The 20019-nt window shown below is 39.0% G+C and carries 17 protein-coding genes; all 17 read right to left on the bottom strand.

Annotated elements, in window-relative coordinates; translation table 11 throughout:
• Nucleotides 1–64: 64 nt before the first annotated feature.
• The 17 genes from nadE to O3643_RS00290 all read right to left on the bottom strand — a co-directional run bounded on the left by nadE (nucleotide 65) and on the right by O3643_RS00290 (nucleotide 19981).
• Nucleotides 65–889 (bottom strand): ammonia-dependent NAD(+) synthetase, encoded by an 825-nt coding sequence (gene nadE / locus O3643_RS00370; RefSeq protein WP_247912609.1) that lies wholly within the window; start codon nucleotides 887–889, stop codon nucleotides 65–67.
• A complete protein-coding gene (locus tag O3643_RS00365; protein WP_371499038.1) occupies nucleotides 886–2346 on the bottom strand; it encodes a nicotinate phosphoribosyltransferase in 1461 nt (486 codons plus the stop codon). The genes nadE and O3643_RS00365 overlap by 4 nt, the downstream gene beginning before the upstream one ends.
• Before the next feature lie 107 nt (nucleotides 2347–2453).
• The gene (locus O3643_RS00360; protein WP_006148151.1) at nucleotides 2454–2942 is read right to left on the bottom strand and encodes a DUF6773 family protein; all 489 of its coding nucleotides are present in this window, start codon (nucleotides 2940–2942) and stop codon (nucleotides 2454–2456) included.
• Nucleotides 2932–3141 (bottom strand): helix-turn-helix transcriptional regulator, encoded by a 210-nt coding sequence (locus O3643_RS00355; protein ID WP_006151491.1) that lies wholly within the window; start codon nucleotides 3139–3141, stop codon nucleotides 2932–2934. Before O3643_RS00355 ends, O3643_RS00360 begins: the two co-directional genes overlap by 11 nt.
• 198 nt (nucleotides 3142–3339) lie before the next feature.
• Entirely contained in the window at nucleotides 3340–3750 is a 411-nt protein-coding gene (locus O3643_RS00350; RefSeq protein ID WP_371499036.1) for a GNAT family N-acetyltransferase, read from the bottom strand.
• A gap of 97 nt (nucleotides 3751–3847) precedes the next feature.
• Nucleotides 3848–5221 carry an amino acid permease gene (locus O3643_RS00345; RefSeq protein WP_371499034.1) on the bottom strand — a complete coding sequence of 458 codons (1374 nt, stop codon included), beginning with the start codon at nucleotides 5219–5221 and terminating at the stop codon, nucleotides 3848–3850.
• Nucleotides 5222–5303: 82 nt separating this feature from the next.
• On the bottom strand, nucleotides 5304–5786 hold the full coding sequence (gene greA, locus O3643_RS00340) for a transcription elongation factor GreA (RefSeq protein WP_006148148.1): 483 nt from the start codon (nucleotides 5784–5786) through the stop codon (nucleotides 5304–5306).
• 74 nt (nucleotides 5787–5860) lie between these two features.
• Nucleotides 5861–7528, bottom strand: a complete 1668-nt coding sequence (gene mltG, locus O3643_RS00335; protein ID WP_371499032.1) for an endolytic transglycosylase MltG — start codon at nucleotides 7526–7528, stop codon at nucleotides 5861–5863.
• 82 nt (nucleotides 7529–7610) lie between these two features.
• Nucleotides 7611–8105: a GNAT family N-acetyltransferase gene (locus tag O3643_RS00330; protein ID WP_024053528.1), complete on the bottom strand. Its 495-nt coding sequence runs from the start codon at nucleotides 8103–8105 to the stop codon at nucleotides 7611–7613.
• Nucleotides 8102–8617 carry a GNAT family N-acetyltransferase gene (locus O3643_RS00325; protein WP_371499030.1) on the bottom strand — a complete coding sequence of 172 codons (516 nt, stop codon included), beginning with the start codon at nucleotides 8615–8617 and terminating at the stop codon, nucleotides 8102–8104. The genes O3643_RS00330 and O3643_RS00325 overlap by 4 nt, the downstream gene beginning before the upstream one ends.
• Before the next feature lie 8 nt (nucleotides 8618–8625).
• The gene (gene murC / locus O3643_RS00320; RefSeq protein WP_006151975.1) at nucleotides 8626–9960 is read right to left on the bottom strand and encodes a UDP-N-acetylmuramate--L-alanine ligase; all 1335 of its coding nucleotides are present in this window, start codon (nucleotides 9958–9960) and stop codon (nucleotides 8626–8628) included.
• 11 nt (nucleotides 9961–9971) lie between these two features.
• Nucleotides 9972–10565 carry a cystathionine gamma-synthase gene (locus O3643_RS00315; protein WP_371499028.1) on the bottom strand — a complete coding sequence of 198 codons (594 nt, stop codon included), beginning with the start codon at nucleotides 10563–10565 and terminating at the stop codon, nucleotides 9972–9974.
• Nucleotides 10566–10611: 46 nt separating this feature from the next.
• The gene (locus tag O3643_RS00310; protein ID WP_371499026.1) at nucleotides 10612–13710 is read right to left on the bottom strand and encodes an SNF2-related protein; all 3099 of its coding nucleotides are present in this window, start codon (nucleotides 13708–13710) and stop codon (nucleotides 10612–10614) included.
• 92 nt (nucleotides 13711–13802) lie between these two features.
• Complete coding sequence (locus O3643_RS00305; protein ID WP_371499024.1) at nucleotides 13803–14969, bottom strand: MalY/PatB family protein; 1167 nt, start codon at nucleotides 14967–14969, stop codon at nucleotides 13803–13805.
• Between the two features lie 4 nt (nucleotides 14970–14973).
• A complete protein-coding gene (locus O3643_RS00300) occupies nucleotides 14974–16068 on the bottom strand; it encodes a cystathionine gamma-synthase (RefSeq protein WP_371499022.1) in 1095 nt (364 codons plus the stop codon).
• A gap of 142 nt (nucleotides 16069–16210) precedes the next feature.
• Nucleotides 16211–18169 carry a peptide ABC transporter substrate-binding protein gene (locus tag O3643_RS00295; RefSeq protein WP_371499020.1) on the bottom strand — a complete coding sequence of 653 codons (1959 nt, stop codon included), beginning with the start codon at nucleotides 18167–18169 and terminating at the stop codon, nucleotides 16211–16213.
• Nucleotides 18170–18358: 189 nt separating this feature from the next.
• Nucleotides 18359–19981, bottom strand: a complete 1623-nt coding sequence (locus O3643_RS00290; protein WP_371499018.1) for an oligosaccharide flippase family protein — start codon at nucleotides 19979–19981, stop codon at nucleotides 18359–18361.
• Nucleotides 19982–20019: the final 38 nt, after the last annotated feature.

Raw genomic sequence — 20019 nt, 5'->3', positions numbered from 1 at the left:
GTCCTCCGGACCTTCCTCGCTTTTCTATTTTCAGGCTCGGGCTAAAAAGGTCCCCCGGACCTTTTTACTCCCAAAACGTATCAAACACTGTGATTGGTAGGTGGCGTTTGTGTTGGCCTTTGTGCCACCATTTTTCAATGGTTGCTTGGGCTTCTTGGCTGATTTGTTTACCTTCCAAGTAGTCATCAATCTCTGCGTAGGTTACACCGAGTGCAACTTCATCTGCCAATCCTGGTTTCTCTTCTTCTAGATCGGCAATCGGTACTTTTTCATAGAGTGCAGGATCGGCTCCGAGCTCCTTCAATAGTTGTTTTCCTTGACGTTTATTGAGGCGATAGAGAGGAAGAATATCTGCACCGCCGTCACCGAACTTGGTAAAGAAACCTGTGACATTTTCTGCAGCATGGTCAGTACCAATAACTGCTCCACTATGAGCTCCTGCAAGTGCATATTGGGCAATCATCCGGCTTCTAGCCTTGATATTCCCTTTATTAAAGTCTGACATTGGACTACCAGTAGCCTCTACTGCCGCTGCCATTGCATCTACAGAATCCTTGATATTGACCACCAAACTCACATCTGGCTGGATAAAAGCTAGGGCTTTTTGGGCATCATCCTCATCTGCTTGAATTCCATAAGGCAGGCGAACTGCTATAAATTTATAAGAATCATCACCGGTTTCAGCTCGCATTTCTTCCATAGCTATTTGGGCAAGACGACCAGCTAAAGTCGAGTCTTGACCACCAGAAATTCCTAATACAAAACTTTTAAGGAAAGGATGTTTTTTAAGGTATTTTTTCAAAAAGTCAATGGAACGACGGATTTCTTCTCGGGCATCAATGACTGGTTTAACGCCTAGTTGTTGGATAATGGTCTCTTGCAAACTCATTCTTCTTCTCCTTCGCCCAAAGCTTCCTTACGCATCTTATCAATCAGGTCCATCTTGTCTTGCCATACACCACGAGCCAAGTCCACAGGATAATGTTGTGGGTTAAGAACACGTTTGTACTCGTCCCAGAGCTTGTCAAATTCCTTACGAGCATAGGCTTGGATTTCAGGCAGACTTGGTAAATCATAGACTAGCTTACCTTCCTTAAAAATGTCTACCAAAAGAGGAACGGCATCAAAATTACGGACAGTCTTCTTGATGTAAGTATAGGTTGGATGGAACATCTTAATTTCAGTCATGCTAGCAACATCGACACCATCGTAAGTAATGTAGTCACCTTCAGACTTGCCTTTTTCACGGCTGGTGATGCGCCAAACTTGTTTCTTACCTGGTGTTGACACCTTCTCTGCATTGTTTGAAAGTTTGATAGTATTGCGCATCTGACCATTTTCATCTTCAATGGCAACAACCTTATAAACTGCTCCAAGAGCTGGTTGGTCATAGGCTGTAATGAGCTTAGTTCCTACACCCCAGACATCAATCTTAGCTTTTTGCATTTTGAGGTTAAGAATAGTATTTTCATCAAGGTCATTGGATGCATAAATCTTAGCATCAGTAAACCCTGCCTCGTCCAGTTGTTGACGAACTTTTTTAGAAATATAGGCGATATCTCCAGAGTCAATACGAACACCCTTAAAGTTAATCTTGTCACCTAATTCTCTTGCAACCTGAATGGCAGCAGGAACACCGATACGAAGAGTATCATAAGTATCAACAAGAAAGACACAATCACGGTGAGTTGAGGCATAAGCCTTGAAAGCTTGGTAATCATTGCCATAGACTTGAACCAAGGCATGAGCGTGAGTCCCTAAAACCGGAATTCCAAAGAGCTTACCAGCACGCACATTACTAGTTCCATTGGCACCACCAATGACGGCGGCACGAGTTCCCCAGATAGCTGCATCCATTTCTTGCGCACGACGTGTACCAAACTCCATCAAAGGTTCATCATCAATGACCGAGCGAATACGAGCTGCCTTGGTCGCAATCAAGGTTTGAAAGTTGACAATATTCAAGAGGGCTGTTTCAACCAATTGACACTGCGCCAAAGGGCCTTCCACTTGAACAATCGGTTCATTAGCAAATACTAAGTCCCCTTCTTGAGCAGAACGCACAGTTAATTCCAACTTGAGATTACGGAGATATTCCAGGAAGGCACCATGATAACCCAGTGATTCTAAATAAGCAATATCGCTATCAGAAAAGCGCAGGTTTTCTAAGTAGTTCACAATTCGTTCCAAACCTGCAAAAACAGCGTAGCCGTTTTTAAAAGGTTGTTGGCGGAAATAAACTTCAAAAACCGCTTTCTTGTTATGAATTCCTTGGTTGAAGTAAACCTGCATCATGTTAATCTGATACAAATCTGTGTGCAATGTTAAACTGTCATCTTGGTACATATACTGTCCTTCTTCCTTATTTGTAAAAAGATGAAAATGCTTCTTCTTTTCTCATAAATTAGTACTATTATAACACATTTTACCAAGATGGATAAAAAGCTAACAAGCTATTCCATACTCTCAAGTTCATCCATATCTTTCTCAAACTTTTTCTGAGCCCATTCACCATAACTCTTTAAACCTAGGTTTCCAAGAAAGACCCAAGGAAGATAAAAGAGATAGGTAAAGCACCAAGCAAAAAGGTATTTGAAGTTTAATGGATTGTGCTGATAAATCTCTATATTGAACTGGTAGTTTTGCAACATTATAATAGTTGTGATTAGTAGTGTCATTAATAGACATCCCAAAATCGTAAAATGAAAACGACTATAGTAGGTCGCACCGAGGTTTCTCGCCCGGTTGAAGAAGTAAAAAAGTCCAATAATGTTAATGCTGAGAACCATAGTCGGATTAAAAAGACTTGGTGCTAATATAGCAATCATATAAGATAAAAGCAAGAAAACGATAGTGATATGGAAACTTTCTGCTCCTGCTTTATTCATCAGTTGTTCTTCTCTTTCATCCAATAATTGATAATAAAAAAATTTATTTTTCATCTTCTTCCTCCCAAAATAATTGATCCAGGGTTTTCCCTAAGCACCTGCAAATGGATTGGCAAAGTGAAAGCGAAGGATTGTACTTGCCAGCTTCTATCAAGCCGATAGTCTGCCTAGTGACACCCACAGCTTCTGCCAAATCACCTTGTGTCATGTCAAGCTCCACTCGAGCTAACTTTAATTTTAAATTCTTAACCACTTGTTACCTCCTCCTTAATTTTAAAAGTCGCGCTTCTTTTTCAACTTTATTATATCATATATTTTACATAATGCAATATATATCTGTCATTTTGTGAGATTTTTTTTACAAAAAAACTCTACCACTTACATGATAGAAAGTTCTTTGCTTATTCAAATTTTTTCAAAATATCTACAAAGTCACTTCTCTGTTTTCTGTTTACAAATCTTTTTGATAATAGTGTCTTTGTCCAGTGTATGGATAATCCTTCAATGTAAAAACTTCCTTGTAGCCATGCTTTTGATAAAAGGCTGGCGCTTGAAACTGATAGGTATTCACAAAAGCAAAGCGACAATTTCTCTTCTTAGCTTCACTTTCTGCTTGCTGCAATAGTTGGGAGCCGATTCCTTGTCCTCGTAAGTCTTCTTTCACAAACAAATATTCGATTTCTAGCCAGTTTCCAAAAGTCTCTCCTACTAAACCAGCCATGAGTTCACCGCTATCATCTTCGACATAAATATTAAGTGGCTCGCTTTCAGCAGCTTCTCTTTTGGAACGATTATAAGAGCGAATCAATCCCCCAATTTCCTGTGCTTTCTGAGACTCTGTATTCTCCAATCTTAGCTGCATAAAACCTCCTAAATACACTTATAGCATGATTATAACCATATTTAGATAGACTGTCAAACTAAAAAAACTCACCAACCTGAGTTGATGAGCTTATGACTTATTTTCTAAATTTCCATTGGCTATAAATACCAAAAGCGATAATCCAGATAGCTGAACCTCTAGCTCCCATTACAGTTGAATCTTGTAAAAAGAGAGTCCCAAATACAAAGATGAAGAAGAGCATAGTCAGAGGATTTAGCAAGCGATATTGAGGCATGAGATAACCATCTGCCATAAAGTCTTTAGACTTACGATATTTGAGATGGGCTACCATGATCAAGATGTAGATGGCGATATAAACACCTGATGAAGAAGCCGTAATCAAAGCAAAGGCATCTGATACGCCAGGAAGGACATTGATGAAGGCTGCAAAACCAATCAATACGGCAGAAGCAATGATTGCATTCTGAGGAACGTTGTGGCGTGAAAGTGTATCTGCCTTAATAGCTTTCAAGAAACGATTTGGTGAATCATGGGCAATTTGGTACAAGTGACGACCTGTTGAGTAAAGAGTTGAATTCAAGGCTGACGCAGCGGAAGTCAAGACAACAAAGTTAATCAAGGCCGCCGCCCACTTAAGACCAACAAGTTCAAATACCGTTACAAATGGTGAATCTGTCGCAGAAAGCTCACGCCAAGGAATAATAGACATGATTGCAAGCAAAGCCCCACCGTAGAAGAAGATAATTCGCAAAGGAATTTCCTTAACCGCCTTGGGCAATACTTTCCGAGGATCCTTAGTTTCAGATGTGGTTACACCGATAAATTCAATCATCAAGTAAGCAAAGAAAACCATTTGAAAGGCCATGACAAAGTTCATTCCTCCATTTGGGAAAAGGGAGAATTGCTCACTAATATTGGCGAGACTTGCTGATCCATAAGGAGTTTCAAAGCCGGTCAAGACCATAAAAATACCCGTCGCAATCATGGCAAGAATAGCAACGATTTTAATCATGGCAAACCAAAATTCCACTTCACCAAATATTTTAACTGCAATCAGATTGACCAATCCTAAAATTGTTAAAAAGACAACCTGAATCAACCAAGATGGCCAAGACGGAAACCAAAACTGAACATAGTGAGCAATAGCTGTAATCTCAGCCATACCAATAAAGACTACTGATAACCAATAAGACCAAACCGAGAAATATCCCCAGCCCTTTCCAAGATAGCGAGTAATAAAATTGATAAAGGTGTGTTGCTCCGGGTCTTGGTACAACATTTCTCCAATAGCACGCATCATGAGATACATGAAGCCACCTGTAATCATATAGACCAAAACAATCGAGGGTCCTGTTAAACTAATAGACCGACCAGCCCCAAGAAATAATCCCGTACCAATCGTTCCTGCAATGGCCATAACCTGAACATGGCGATTGGTTAGGCCACGTTCCATTTTACTTTTCTTTTTGTGCTTTTTTTCTGAATTCATCTAGTCTCCTTAAGTTTTTAAAAAATAAGAAAAGGAGTGATAGAAAACGCTTTCCCTAAATCCACTCCTTCTTTTTATCCTATTAAGCGGTTTTTTCAACCTTTAAGATTTTAACATCATAGCTTCCAGCAGGTGTTTCGATTGTAACAACATCACCTTTTTTCTTACCAATCAATGCTTGACCAATTGGGCTTTCATTTGACACTTTACCCGCAAAGGCATCAGCACCAGCTGAACCAACGATAATGTATACTTCCTTTTCGTCTTCTCCAACTTCTTGAATTGTTACAGTTTTTCCGATAGCAACTTCATTTTTTGCAACGGCATCGCTGTTAACGATTTCTGCGTAACGAATCTTAGTCTCTAGACTTGAGATTTGTCCCTCAACGAAAGCTTGCTCGTCTTTCGCTGCTTCATACTCACTGTTCTCTGACAAATCACCATATGAACGAGCAATCTTGATACGTTCTACAACTTCTGGACGACGTACTAGTTTCAATTCTTCTAATTCTTTTTCGAGTTTTTCCTTTTCTTCCAAGGTCATTGGATATGTTTTTTCTACCATTTTTCTCAACTTTCTTTTGATTGAATTAATAAATATATGCTTTAAAGCAAAATTATGTGGAAAACCACATAATTTTAGTTTGTGCTATTTGATTGAGGTAATTTACTATTGATATGTTCTTGAACGTTACGATCATGTTCTTCTAGTGTTGTTGCATAGTAAACTTTACCATCTTGAACATTGGCTACAAAATAAAGATATTCACTCTTTGTCTGATTGATACTTGATTCGATAGCATCCAAGCTTGGGCTATCAACTGGACCAGGCATTAGACCTACTTTTGTATAGACATTGTATGGTGAATTAATAGATGTATCAATGGCTACATCATCAGAGAGACTGATGTTTTGACCAAGTTTGCCTTCTGCGTAAAGGATAGCAATATTACTTTGAAGTGGCATACCGAGATTTAAGCGGTTATAGAAGATTCCTGCAATCAGCTTACGATCTTCTGTTTTTGCACCTTCTTTCTCAACAAGTGATGCAATTGTTAAGAGCTCATTTACGGTCAAATTCTTTTCTTTGATAGCAGCATAGTGTGAAGAAAGGTTCTTATCCATAGCTGCAAGCATTGAATCAATTAAACTTTCAACAGTTGTACTTTCTTTGATCGTATAAGTCGCAGGGAAAAGATAACCTTCTAAACGGTAACGAACACCACTATCTTTTGCTGGCAAGCTTTCAAGCAAGTTTGGATATTTGGCAACCTCTTGAGCAATAAAGGTCTCATCTTGGGCCTTAGCCAAGAATGCTTCCGCTGTCAAAGGTTCCTTAAAGTCACCTTGAAGTTGGCCAACAGTTTGAGCAATTTGTTCCAAAGTATAGCCTTCAGGAATAGTCAAGTCTGCAAGAGCAACTTCCTGAGGTTCAGGTGTACCACCCTTTTGCAACTCTTTAATGACATCTTCAACACTCATACTCTTTTGCAAGTTGTAATAACCAGACTTCAATCCAGTGTAGTTTTTATACTTGGCATAAAGTGTAAAGACCAAACCGTTCTTAATAACACCAGATTTTTCCAAAACTGAGCCAATTTCTTGAGTATTAGCACCATCTGGAATCTGAACTGACATATATTGTTTAGAACTTGGATCTACTGGTTGTAGAGCTGATTCAGCATAGCGTAGGCCAAAGAATCCACCAGCACCAATTAGAATCAATAATACCAAAACTGTTACTAAAAATCCTTTTAAGCGGGATTTCTTCTTTTTCTTGGCTGGTTTCACAGTCTCTCTCCGACTTCTTCTAGGAAGGTCTGCTTCTTCAGTAGCTTCTTGACTTGTCAATTCTTCCTTGTGTGACGTAAGGTTTACTGTTTCTTTTTCTGGAACAGTATCAAATGCACGATAAGAAACTGAAACTCTAGTTGGAATTGAATTATTCTCTTCTTTTTCCGGAATTGATTGAGATGACTCAACTACTTCTTCTCGTACTGCTTCTGGAATTTCTTCTTGTACTTCCTCTGCAGCTTCTTCTGGAACTTCTTCTACAAGAACAGGACGCTCAGGAACAGTTGGGGCATTATCAATCAATTGATCAACAGCTGCAACTGATTTTGCAATCAACTCCTCTTCCGAAATACTTGGTTCCTTTTTTTCTGAAGTTGCTTCAGAAGATTTTGCTAAAGTTGAAAAAAGGTCATCCGTTTGTTCAACTTCATTTGCCTCTTTTTTTAGTCGTTCTAAATCTCGCAAAATTTGCTCTTTAAAACTCAACTTTTCTTCATTTGAATTTTCGCTCAAAGGTATTTACCTCCTTGTTGATAATCCTTAATATTATATCTTAAAAACTAAAGAAAAGCAACCTTAGAAGCCTTTCTACTCACTAATTCTTGTTTTCCCAGACCATATCATACCATTCTTCTCCCGCAAATTGGGACTTAGACTTTCCTTCATTGACAAAACCATGCTTCTCATAGTATTCAATAAGGTAGTCATGACAGGTCAGATTGATCCCCTCTCGTTCATGCTTAAGAGCCACTTCTTTCAATGCTGTCAGGAGTTTTTTCCCTAGCCCTAGAGATTGAGCTTTTTTTGCTATAGAAAGACAAGTCACAGATATATAACCACCTTCCTTATGACTGTGGTCTTTTATTTCTTCAGTGAAAGACTGATCTTGTAAATAACGATGAGGGATTACCGGACCTTCGATATAACCAAGTATCTCTCCCTCTTTTTCAGCCACTAGAAAGCTCGTTTTTATTTCCTTTAAATGTGCTTCAAAGACAGATCGAGGTATGGCTTCTTCAATAGAAAAATTTTCTAGTTCAATCTCTAAAATACGGTCTAAATCACTCAGTCTAGCTTGTCGAATAATCATAGTTCCTCCTGATAAAAGGGATTCTTCCAGCACATGAGAAAATTAACTTCATTTCCGACTCCCAGATCTACTATTCCTTGCTCTATAAATTCATTCATCTCAAAATAAGACAGCAATTCATCTTTACAGACCAGATAAATACCGGGGCTATTTTGTTGAAGAGCAACTTGTTTCATGGTTGCGAGCAACAAGGTTCCAAATCCTTGCCCTTGATAATTCGGATGAACAGATAAAGCATCAATCACAAGATTTCTATTACTAATAGCTTCTCCATCTGCCATCTCTACTATCCATCTACTTACTGAGGATGTAGCAAAATCTGTCGCTAAAATATAAGCAATCACCTGATCATCCAAACTAGCTAAGAGAAACGTATCCGCAAAATTACGGATACGTTCTTCTATTATTTCTCTATTAAATGTTTCTTGGAAGTTTTGAGTACTCTCCTGTATCAAGCAAACCTGCTCGATATCAGATTGCTGAACTTCCCTTATTTTAATTGGAAATTCCATGGTGTTCCTTACTGAACATTACTTGTCAAATTTGACAAGAGACGTTCGAATGAGTATTCATATGATTGAATGTCACCTGCTCCCATAAAGACGTATACAGCATTGTCATGGTCTAAGAGTGGAGATACATTTTCAACAGTGATAACTTGATGTTTTTTATCAATCTTGGCTGCTAAATCTTCAACCTTAACATCACCATGGTCAACTTCACGAGCAGATCCATAGATTTGTGCTAAGTAAACTGCATCAGCCTGATTCAAGGCTTGTGCAAAATCATCCAACAAAGCAATTGTACGAGTAAAGGTATGCGGTTGGAAAATAGCGACGATTTCCTTGCTTGGATATTTTTGACGTGCAGCATCTAGAGTTGCAATGATTTCAGTTGGGTGATGCGCAAAATCATCGATAATGACTGTATCGTTAACAATCTTTTCTGTAAAGCGACGCTTAACGCCTCCAAAAGTATTCAAGTGTTCACGCACCAAATCCAAGTCAAAGCCAGCAGTATAAAGCAAACCAATTACTGCTGTTGCATTCATGATGTTGTGGCGACCAAAAGTTGGAATGTGGAATTGACCCAACTCTTGACCACGGAAGTGAACTGTGAAAGTTGAACCAGTTGTTGAACGAAGCAAATCGCTAGCTACAAAGTCATTGTTGTCTGCTTCAAAACCGTAATAATAGATTGGGGCATTTGCTGTAATCTTACGCAACTCAGCATCTTCACCGTAGACAAACAAACCTTTGGTGATTTGTTTAGCATAATCATTGAAGGCGTTGAAGACATCCTCTAAGCTTGTGAAATAGTCAGGATGGTCAAAGTCGATATTAGTAATAATAGAGTACTCTGGGTGATATGGCATAAAATGACGTTCGTACTCGTCTGATTCGAAGACAAAATACTTGGCATTTTCAGAACCACGACCTGTACCATCTCCAATTAGATAGCTTGTATCAGTGATGTGTGACAAAACATGAGAAAGCATCCCAGTTGTTGAAGTCTTACCATGTGCTCCGGCAACACCCATACTGATAAAGTCACGCATAAAGCTACCAAGAAATTCATGATAACGTTTATAGCTTAGCCCATTCTTGTCTGCATAGGCAATTTCAACGTTGTTGTCTGGACGAAAGGCGTTCCCAGCGATGATTTCTAAATCCCCTTGAAGATTCTTCTCATCAAAAGGCAAAATTTTGATACCTGCTTGCTCTAAGCCTCTTTGTGTAAAGTAGTATTTTTCCACATCAGATCCTTGGACCTTATGCCCCATTTGGTGCAACATCAAGGCCAAGGCACTCATCCCTGATCCTTTAATTCCGATAAAATGATAGGTTTTTGCCATCTTTTTCCCCTTTACTCTGTCATATTTGTCAAGTTCAACTCTTGAGCAATTTTACGTTCTTTTTCTGATTGATTTTCTTTTTTGTTATAAATTTGGCTTTTCTTTAAAAAATCATAATTATTTTTCTTTGGTCCAAGATGCTCTTCTTTAGTTGTCTGTTGCATCTGAGGAGCCATTTCAGCTAAAATATAATGGTTCTGAGTTAGTTTGTCACTAAATTTTGCTAGCTCCCCAGGATTTTCCTTTTGGAATGGAGCTGTTGGCTGATTTGCCTGTCTTACTACATTATTTGAAGGTTTATAACGTTTCGTAAAACTAACATCTTGAGTCAAATATTTTGCTGAACGTTTCCGTTTTAGATCAGCTCTTGCTTCTTCACGAGCAAGTTCAGCATAGGATTTTTCCTTCTTTTCAGGTAGCTTATCTGATGCTTGAACCAGTGGCTTTTTTTCGGTAGTAATTGGTGACCATTCCAAGTAGTTTTTGTCCTGGTAATCTCCCTTGATATTACTAATGAGATCCGACTCATCATATAAATCCATAAATGGCATCTCTGTCAGCATGATCTCATCATCTGACACTATTGGAAATCGTACTTGTTTCATTTTTATTCCCTTTCAATACTCCATTATAACGTAAAGTCTTGATTTTTCAAGTCTTGGCTTCAGAAATTCCTAATATTTCTTGAATTTCAGTAAGTGTGAGACTTCCACGAGACTCTGTTCCATCCAATACTTCTGAGACCAGATTCTTTTTCTCTTCCTGCAACTCTTGAATCTTCTCCTCAATTGTGCCTCTAGTTACCAGACGATACACCTCGACGGCTTGGTCTTGTCCCATTCGATGAGCCCTACCAATTGCCTGTGATTCGACAGCTGGATTCCACCATAAATCTACCAGAATAACTGTATCTGCACCAGTAAGATTGAGACCAACTCCACCAGCTTTTAGAGAAATCAAAAACACATCGCGTTCACCTTGGTTAAAAGCCTTGGTCATTTCTTGACGCTCCTGTGATGGTGTAGAGCCAGTAATCTTAAAGGAAGTTAAGCCAAGCTGAGGCAACTCATTTTCGATGCGATCAAGCATTCCCCTAAATTGAGAGAAGATGAGTACACGATGATTTCCCTCAGCAATTTGACCTAGCAGATCTCGTAAACTATCAAGCTTCCCGCTATCTCCCTTATAATCTTCCATAAATAGAGCTGGAGTATCACAAATCTGGCGAAGACGCATGAGTCCTGTTAAAATTTCAACTCGATTTCGTTGAAATTCTGCATCGGTCACTTGTCCCAAGCGCTCTTGCATCTGTTGAAGTTGAGCTAGATAGATAGCTTTTTGCTGGTCCTCCAGTTCATTTTTATAAACGACTTCTATCAGATCAGGTAACTCTGTAAGAACATCCTCTTTTTTTCGACGCATGACAAATGGTTTGATAAACTGTGCCACTCTCTCAGCAGGCAATTTCATAAAGTCTTTTTTTGCCGGCAAAAGTCCTGGCAATACAATCTGAAAGATAGACCATAATTCCCCTAGATTATTTTCAATTGGTGTTCCGGAAAGAGCAAAGACTGATGGAACCACAAACTTTCTCAAAATCTTAGCAATTTTGGTTTGGGCATTTTTCATCACTTGGGCTTCATCTAGAAATAGAAAATCAAAAGATAAATTTCGATAGATTTCACTATCCTGACGGAAAGTGGCATAACTGGTCACATAGACCTGATGTTTTTCTGCTAAAATAGTCTCGCGATAAGGTTTCAATCCATGTACGACAGCCACATCCAAATTTGGTGCAAATTTTTTAAATTCATCAGCCCAATTATAGATGAGACCAGATGGAGCAAGAATCAAGACACGGCTATTCTCCTGAAGTTGGCTACTTAAAAAGGCGATGGCTTGTAAGGTTTTTCCAAGACCCATATCATCAGCTAAAATTCCACCAAATCCATAATGATCTAACATCTGAAGCCATTGAATCCCTTTTTTCTGATAATCCCTGAGTTGGGCTCGAATATCTAGGGACTTCATCGGAAAATCCTCTGGATGCGTTAAATGATGCGCCAAATGACGAAATTCATCAGTAAAAGTAACTTGGTCCTGGTCCTTAAACAGATGAGATAAGGTATAAGCTAAAGACTTGCGAGCCTGGAAAGCAGTACTCTCTATCTCATCAATTCCTAATTCCTCTAAATCTTGACGAATACGTTTTGTCTGTTCATCAAAATAATAGACCTGATCAGACGAGCTAATATAATAGTCCTGCTTGGCAACGAGAGCTTTCATTGCTCGATTGATTTCTTCTTGATCAATATCCTGAAAATCAAATTGAATTTCTAAAAGACTTCCCTTAGATGATATCTGAACTTGAGGTTTTTGAATCTGATAAAGATCTTGCATGCTCTCTGAAATCTTTAATTCTCCTAGCGCTGAAAAGGCTGGTAATACTTCCTGAAAGAATGTATGGACTACTTCAGCTTTCAAACTTTGACGCCATGAACGAAAATCCGCTTCAAACCCAGCAGATAAGGCCAACTGAAAAATCTGTTTTTCCAATTGAATGTCACTAGCAAAAGGAAGTTTCTCTAGTTCATTACGATTGGTTACTAGGCAAGTTTCATATTGAAATTGCATATCTAATCGAATAGAACCATCCTCTTCACGATCCATATAAAAAGACGGACGGAAGGATTGAATTTGTAGTGAATCAGGAGCTTCTACTTTTCCTAGGCATTTAAACTGTGACAAGGTCGAAGCTAAAAGATCTCGATCACGAGTATCAAACTGTAAGATCTTTCTGCCACCATTATCTAAAGGAACTTTTCTAAGCGCATCTAATAAACTAGCCTGTTTTTTCGTCAATAGGTAAAAATTGCCTTTAGAGAATAAAACTTGTCCCCCATAAAAGACATTGACCCCTGTCCGTTCGAGGATTTCCATCTCATAATAGTTGGATTTTTCTTTAATCTCAAAAGAAAACAAACCTGCTTGACCATCAAAGTCTTGGAAAAGAAGATGGTGATAAGTTGTAAGCTGATGATCAAATTGGAATACATCTAAGGCCATCAGAAGACAGACACCTTGTTCAAAAAAAGTCTTAGGGAAATAGAGATGTCGCCCTTGATTTGGGAAAAAAATAGGATTGTCCGTTTTCTCCTCAACCAGTCCTAGCAAGAAACTCAAAACTTCTTGGCTGGCTTTATCAAAATACTCAAGTCTTAATGAGGTCTCGTAATGTTTCCCAATCATGTATGGTTTAGCGGTCTCTATGACTTTTAAAAACAGAGGAATATCCCTGATTACATAAAATTTTTCTTGCTTAGAAAGACCAATCCTTAAAGTCCAGATAAGGCGATTGGTTCCTGCTTCCACCTGTCCTTGAGCAGAAAGCTGATAGAGGTCAGACTGACTAGGTACTTGGATAGACTCCAAGAATTTTCCTCCGAAAGTCACTTGTGTCTCAACAATTTCCTTTTCTTCCTGATTAGCCTCTAGATTGAGTAAGATTTCTTGCCCTAGTTGGTCATTTTTCAGGTAATATTCCAATGCCGCCAAATGAACACAGTAACCTCTTTTTTTGAAAAATGCACAGGTACAAAAAATCAAATCATCATCCAAACTATAGCGAATTTCTTCATCCGCTACACGCGCATAGATGCGATGATCTTGTTCTTTAATGATTTCAATCTGACCAGTTTCGTAGAGTTCTACTCCCTCCATTCGAAGCTTTCCTGGAATCAATTTAGCCATAGTGTCCCCTTTACTTTATCTCTTAATTATACCACATTTCTGTCTATGAAAATAGCCTTCTAGGAGTACTTTTCTCCTAAAAGGCTAGGTTTTTAATAATTTGAAAAAGTGGCAATGATTCGTTGGCAAACTTCTTCCAAGACAGATGTCGGCATGGCTACATTCAAGCGAGCGTGAAGAGTTCCTTCTTCACCAAAGTCCAAGCCCCTATTCAGGATAACCTTGGCTTCGTCTCTCAAGAGTTTTCTTAGTTCTTCATCACTAATATCATAGGCTGAAAAATCAAGCCAAATGAGATAGGTCCCTTGAGGTTTCATGACCTTGATTTTAGTTTCTTTACCAAACACATCCACTACATAATTTATGTGTTTCTCAATCAGTTCTTTGAGTTCTGACAACCAATCTTCACCATAGCGATAGGCAGTTTCCGTTACCAAATATCCCAAACCTGAAATCTCATGTTGATTATTCGCAAGCTGGCGTTTTTGGAAAGCCACTCTTAATTTAGGATTCTCGATGATAGCATAAGAATTCTTGGTTCCTGCAATGTTGAAAGTTTTGGTAGCACTGCTTAAAATTAGTGAAAATTCTTTGAAGGCTTCATTTACCGTATTGAATGACTGGTGCTTGTTTCCAAATAAGGCAACGTCTTGGTGAATCTCATCTGAAACTAGCAAGACTCCATGTTGTTGACACAGTTGTCCAATCTTCTCTAAGACTTCCTTCTCCCAAACACGTCCACCAGGATTATGAGGGTTGCAGAGAACATAGAGTTTTACTTCCTCTTCGACAAAATCTTTCTCCAATTGATCAAAGTCAATCTCAAAAAGTCCGTCTTTTTCTACTAGAGAGTTGGTGATTAGTCTACGATTATTGAGCTTTATACTGCGAGCAAAAGGAGGATAAACCGGTGTGTTAATGAGGACTGCTTCACCCTCTTTGGTAAAGGCTTGAATGGCTGTTGAAATGGCAGGTACTACTCCTTCGATAAAAACTAGAGCATCCTTATCAAAGCGATAACCATGATGTTTTTCCTCCCAGTTTTGAACGGCTTCAATCAACCCATCACTAGCATAGGTATAGCCATAGACTAATTGCTCTGCATAGTCATGGACAGTCTGACGAATCTCAGGCAACACTTCAAAGTCCATATCAGCGATCCAAGCCGGCAATACTTCTCGGTCAGTTTCTACTTCTCTCCATTTGTAGGTATGGTGTCCAAAACGATTGGGCAAGGTCGTAAAATCATATTTTCCCATAGTTTTATCCTTCCAAGGCTTGACGCAAGTCTTCAATCAAATCTCTAACATCCTCAATACCAATAGACAAGCGTAAGAGGTCATCTGTCAATCCATAAGAATGACGAACCTCTGCAGGAATATCTGCATGTGTTTGAGTAGTTGGGTATGTAATCAGACTTTCAACCCCACCTAAACTTTCAGCAAAAGAGAACACTTTCAAGGTATTTAAGATATGAGGAATACGCTTCTCATCAGCTACTTTAAAGGAAATCATCCCCCCACGTCCTGTATACAAGACTTCTTTGACAGCAGGCGATTGTTCTAGAAAGGCTACGATTTCTTGGGCATTGGCTGTTGAGCGCTCCATACGAAGTGACAAAGTTTTAAGCCCACGAATCAACTGATAGCTATCAAATGGTGACAAAACAGCTCCTGTCGTATTGAGATTGTAGAAGAGTTTTTCGTATAAATCAGCACTATCTGTCACAACTACACCAGCTAGCACATCATTATGCCCTGCAAGATATTTTGTTGCTGAATGAAGGACAATATCTGCCCCGTCTTCAATTGGACGTTGGTAAATCGGGCTGTAGAAGGTATTGTCCACGACAACTTTAGCACCCTTAGCATGAGCTAATTTTGACAATTTTTCAATATCAAATTCTAACATCAAAGGATTGGTTGGTGTTTCGATATAGAGTACATCCACATCCTTTTCTAGCTCAGCAATCAACTCTTCTTCTGTATTGGCATAGGTAAAGTGGAAACGCCCTTCCTGTTCCACTTGATTGAACCAACGGAAAGAACCACCGTAAAGGTCACGGACAGCCAAGACCTTACTCCCTACTGGAAAGACACTAAAGGCTAAGACAATCGCAGACATACCTGAACTAGTCGCCAAAGCATACTTGGCGGATTCAATAGCTGCCAAAACTTCCTCTGCCTTGCTACGTGTTGGGTTTTTGGTGCGGGTATAGTCAAATCCAGTTGATTGACCAAATTCTGGGTGCTGATAAGTCGTTGAAAAGTGAATTGGTGTAACCAAAGCACCTGTTGCCTTATCAGACTTGATCCCTGCTTGTGCTAAAATTGTGTTGATATGAAATGATTTGCTCATACTTTACCTCCAAATCTATAGTAACTATTGTACCACTTATTTTGGATCCTTCGTTTTCTTGTTTTCAAGAGCTAGTTATAGTTTCAAACTATATAAAAAACGATAACCTCATTAAAGGTTACCGTTTTTAAATTTAGAGTCATTACTTAACGTGTTTAGCAAAATCTTCTTGGGCTTTTTTATTAGATTCTTCTTTTTCTTTCAGCCATTTTTGTCTAGCTTCTTCATACTCAGCTGTTGTGACAATCTTATCTTGCAATTTCACGTATTTGTAGGATTCAACACCCTTATTACCAGCTTGAGAGAAGGCTGCAGAGAATGGAACTGTTTTTCTCAATGTAGGTGTTCCACCTTTAGAAACGTTTGGAATTGCTAGAGAGCTATCCACCAACCAAGCTTGAGCTTCAGCGTATTTATCATAACGTTTGTTCAAATCTTGTTCAGCATTCGCTTCTTCCAACATCTTAGTATAGGTATCCAAACCAACTGCAGTTGCTTTAGCATTGCTTTCTCCAGGTTCTAAACCAAGGTTTTGCAATGAACCACCACTTGTTAAGCTAAGAGTATCGAGGTAAGTTGATGGGTCTTGGTAGTCTGGTCCCCAACCACCGTTATAAAGGTCATAGTCTTTTTGTGCAGCTGTATTCGCTAGATAACCAATACTATCCATTTCCTCAGTAGTAAGCATTTGAATATCGATAACGACATTATCTGCACCTAGAACAGATTCAATAGACTGTTTGAAAGAACTTGCCTCTAACACCCCCTTCTTAAAGGTTTGGTCAACCGGTAAATCCAGGTGAATTGGGAATTGAACACCTTTGGCTTCCAATTCTTTCTTGGCTTGAGCAAAGACTTCTTTGGCCTTATCGGCATTGTAGTAAGCATCTTGGGCATCAGCGAAGTTCATATTTTGCCATACTTGACCGTAATTGACCACCTTAGAAGCTATGACATCACCAAAATCTTCACCATCAAGTGTTACAAATGATGGTGGAACGAGCAAGTTTCTGATAATCTTAGTTGCTCCATCTTCCCCTTGAGATTGGGCACCATAAGCAGTACGGTCATAGGCAAAGTTGATAGCCTGACGGAATGATTTATTCAAAACTGCTTCTTGTTGGGCTGTCTTTTCAGCATCAGTTGTTTTTGAAGTATGGCTATAAGATTGTCTATCTAGGTTAAAGTTATAATAGTAGGATGTCGCATCTTGCATGCTGTAAATAATATTATCTTTATTCTTTTCCTTAATTCCTTCAAAGCTCGAACTATTTGGGTAGAGACGTGCGTAGCTGTAAACTCCTTCCATGAAGTTACGTGCCAAGGCATCTTGGTCGCTTCCATCGTAGTAAGTCAACTTCACTTCATCCACGAATACATTTTTTGCATCCCAGTAATTTGGATTTTTCTTGTATTCCATGACAGATTTAGAGGTGAATGATTTGAGAATAAATGGACCATTATACAAGATATTTGCTGGATCCACTTTACCGAAATCATCCCCTTTTGAGTTCAAGAAGTCTGCATTTACTGGGAACAGAATAGTCGCAGTTGTTTTTGAGTTCCAGTAAGGTTCTGGTTGTTTCAAAGTATACTGCACTGTTTGATCGTCAATAGCCTTTACACCAACTGTTGAAAAGTCAGTTGTTTTTCCGTTGATATAGTCATCCAAGCCAGCAACAGAGTCTTGAACGAGATAGAGAGCTTCAGATTTTTTATCCGCAGCATACTTCAATCCTGTCACAAAATCTTGTGCTGTAACTGGGGCGTACTCTTCACCATCTGCTGTATACCATTTGGCGTCCTTACGAAGTTTGTAAATATAAGTCAAACCATCTTGGGAAACTGTCCAATCCTCAGCTAATGAAGGAATGTAGTTCCCGTATTGGTCATTTTCCATCAAACCATCTACCAAGTTTGTCACAACATCACCTGTTGTTGCACGATTCTCTAAGAGATAGTTTAGGCTAGATGGATCGCTACTATATACATAGTTGTATGTTTTAGTAGAACTAGCTGAGTTGCTACAAGCCGCCAATAGCAGACCTGCACTTAGGATAACGCCTGCCAGCGTCAGATATTTTGCCTTAGACTTTTTCATAAACAGAACCTCCAAATTTAAATATTTGTATCATTATACAGTTAAAGTTTTTTTTAGTCAAGTGATTATGTGTTAAAAATTTATTTTTTTCTACAATTTTTATTTTTTTCTCTCTTTTTTAAATAAAAAATGAACAATTTAAACTTATTTTCCTTAAAAGTTCAAACTGTTCATTTTATTTATAAACTATTATGATAATTTTAATCGTGCTCGTAACTGATTTGCTTTTTCCTGTCCAATAACCTTATCCAAAAGTCGAGTATAGAGACACATAACTCCGTAAAGCCCGCCACCGATTGTACCAATTAAGGCGACATATAGGAAACTCCAGAAACGTCCAGTTGGTTGGAAGACAAATCCAATAATCCATTGCAAGAGTCCTACTAGAATAAACATAACTAGAGTCAAAATAGTAACTAAGATTGTTCTCTTCAGAATAATCTTTCGGCGTGCACCTGTCACCTCACATATATCACGGTACATCAAAACATTTGGAATAATGAGACCGATAGTTGTTGAAATTAGTGGGCCATAACTATGGAAAATCGCTATCGATGGTAATTGCAAAACAATCTTAGCAATTGAGCCATAAACAAAATACAAGACTGCTTTGCGGTTACGGAACATCGCCTGAAGCATTGGTGACAAGACCATGTACAAACCTAGAATTGTTGACTGCAAGACTGCAAAGACAAACAAACCCATAGCCAAGCCATCTGGCTTACCGTAAAAGACTGTATAGAGTGGTTCACCTACCATGACTACTCCAACCGTTGCAGGTAAGAGGAATAGGAAGAGCATGGTGATACTATCTTGAACGAGACGAGAAGCCGCTGGCAAATCCCCTTTGACATAGTTCTCAGTCAAGAGAGGCAAACCAACGCTACCAATCGAAACTCCAACCGAAATCAAAATCATGGTGATTTTATTAGGATTAGCAGAAAAATAAGAAAACATGACAACCAAGTCTTCATTACTATAGTTGGTAAACCACTTCATGCTATTGATAAAGGTCATTTGATCCAAGATTTGGAAAAGCTGAATAGCAGAACCCGTCAAGATAAACGGAATAGCTTCCTTAATCGTATCAACCAAAAGACTCTTACTGTCAATCTTATCTCGTGTTTCAAAAACTTTTTGGAGCAATCCTTCCTTATAAAGGAAATAAAGTAAGACTGCAAAACTAGCTACCATTCCCACAAAAGCTGCAAAGGTAGATTGGGTAACAGCTGATAGATAATCTTTTGAACCAAGCTTCATGATGATAAAGGTTGCTAAGAGCATCCAAATGACACGGATAACCTGCTCAGCAATTTGGCTCATGGCATAGGGCTTAAGATTATTCATCCCTTGGAAAAATCCACGGATAACACTCATAGACGGGAATATCAAGACAGCCCACGCTAAACTTTGCATAATAGGAATTAAGTCCTTTCCGACTCCGGAAAGGTCCGCCAACCAAGGTGCAAAGAGGTATAAAATCAAGGCAAAGGCAAGTCCCAATACAGTCATAAAGCCTAAGAAGCTTCGAATCAGGGCAAAACTATGCTCTTCCTCATGCATGGTATTGTATTTAGCGACCTGCTTAGCGACCGCCACTGGGATACCTGCTGTCGAAATCAACAAGAACCAGGCGTAGATATTATAGCCCATGGTAAAGAGACCGTTAGCCGTTGCAGCATAAGTCCCCATCCAGATATACCAGGGAATAATGTAAATAGCCCCGAGGAGGCGACTGATAAAGTTACTTGCTGTTAGCCAGGCAGTCCCTCGCAACATCTGGGCCTGCTGATGATTATTTTCGTTAGACATAACTTCCTCATTCATTTTTAATAACTAGGAAATGTTCC

This window comes from Streptococcus sp. 20925_1_44 (assembly GCF_041432435.1).
Lineage (GTDB): Bacteria > Bacillota > Bacilli > Lactobacillales > Streptococcaceae > Streptococcus > Streptococcus infantis.
This window is presented reverse-complemented; position numbering and strand designations above follow the sequence as displayed.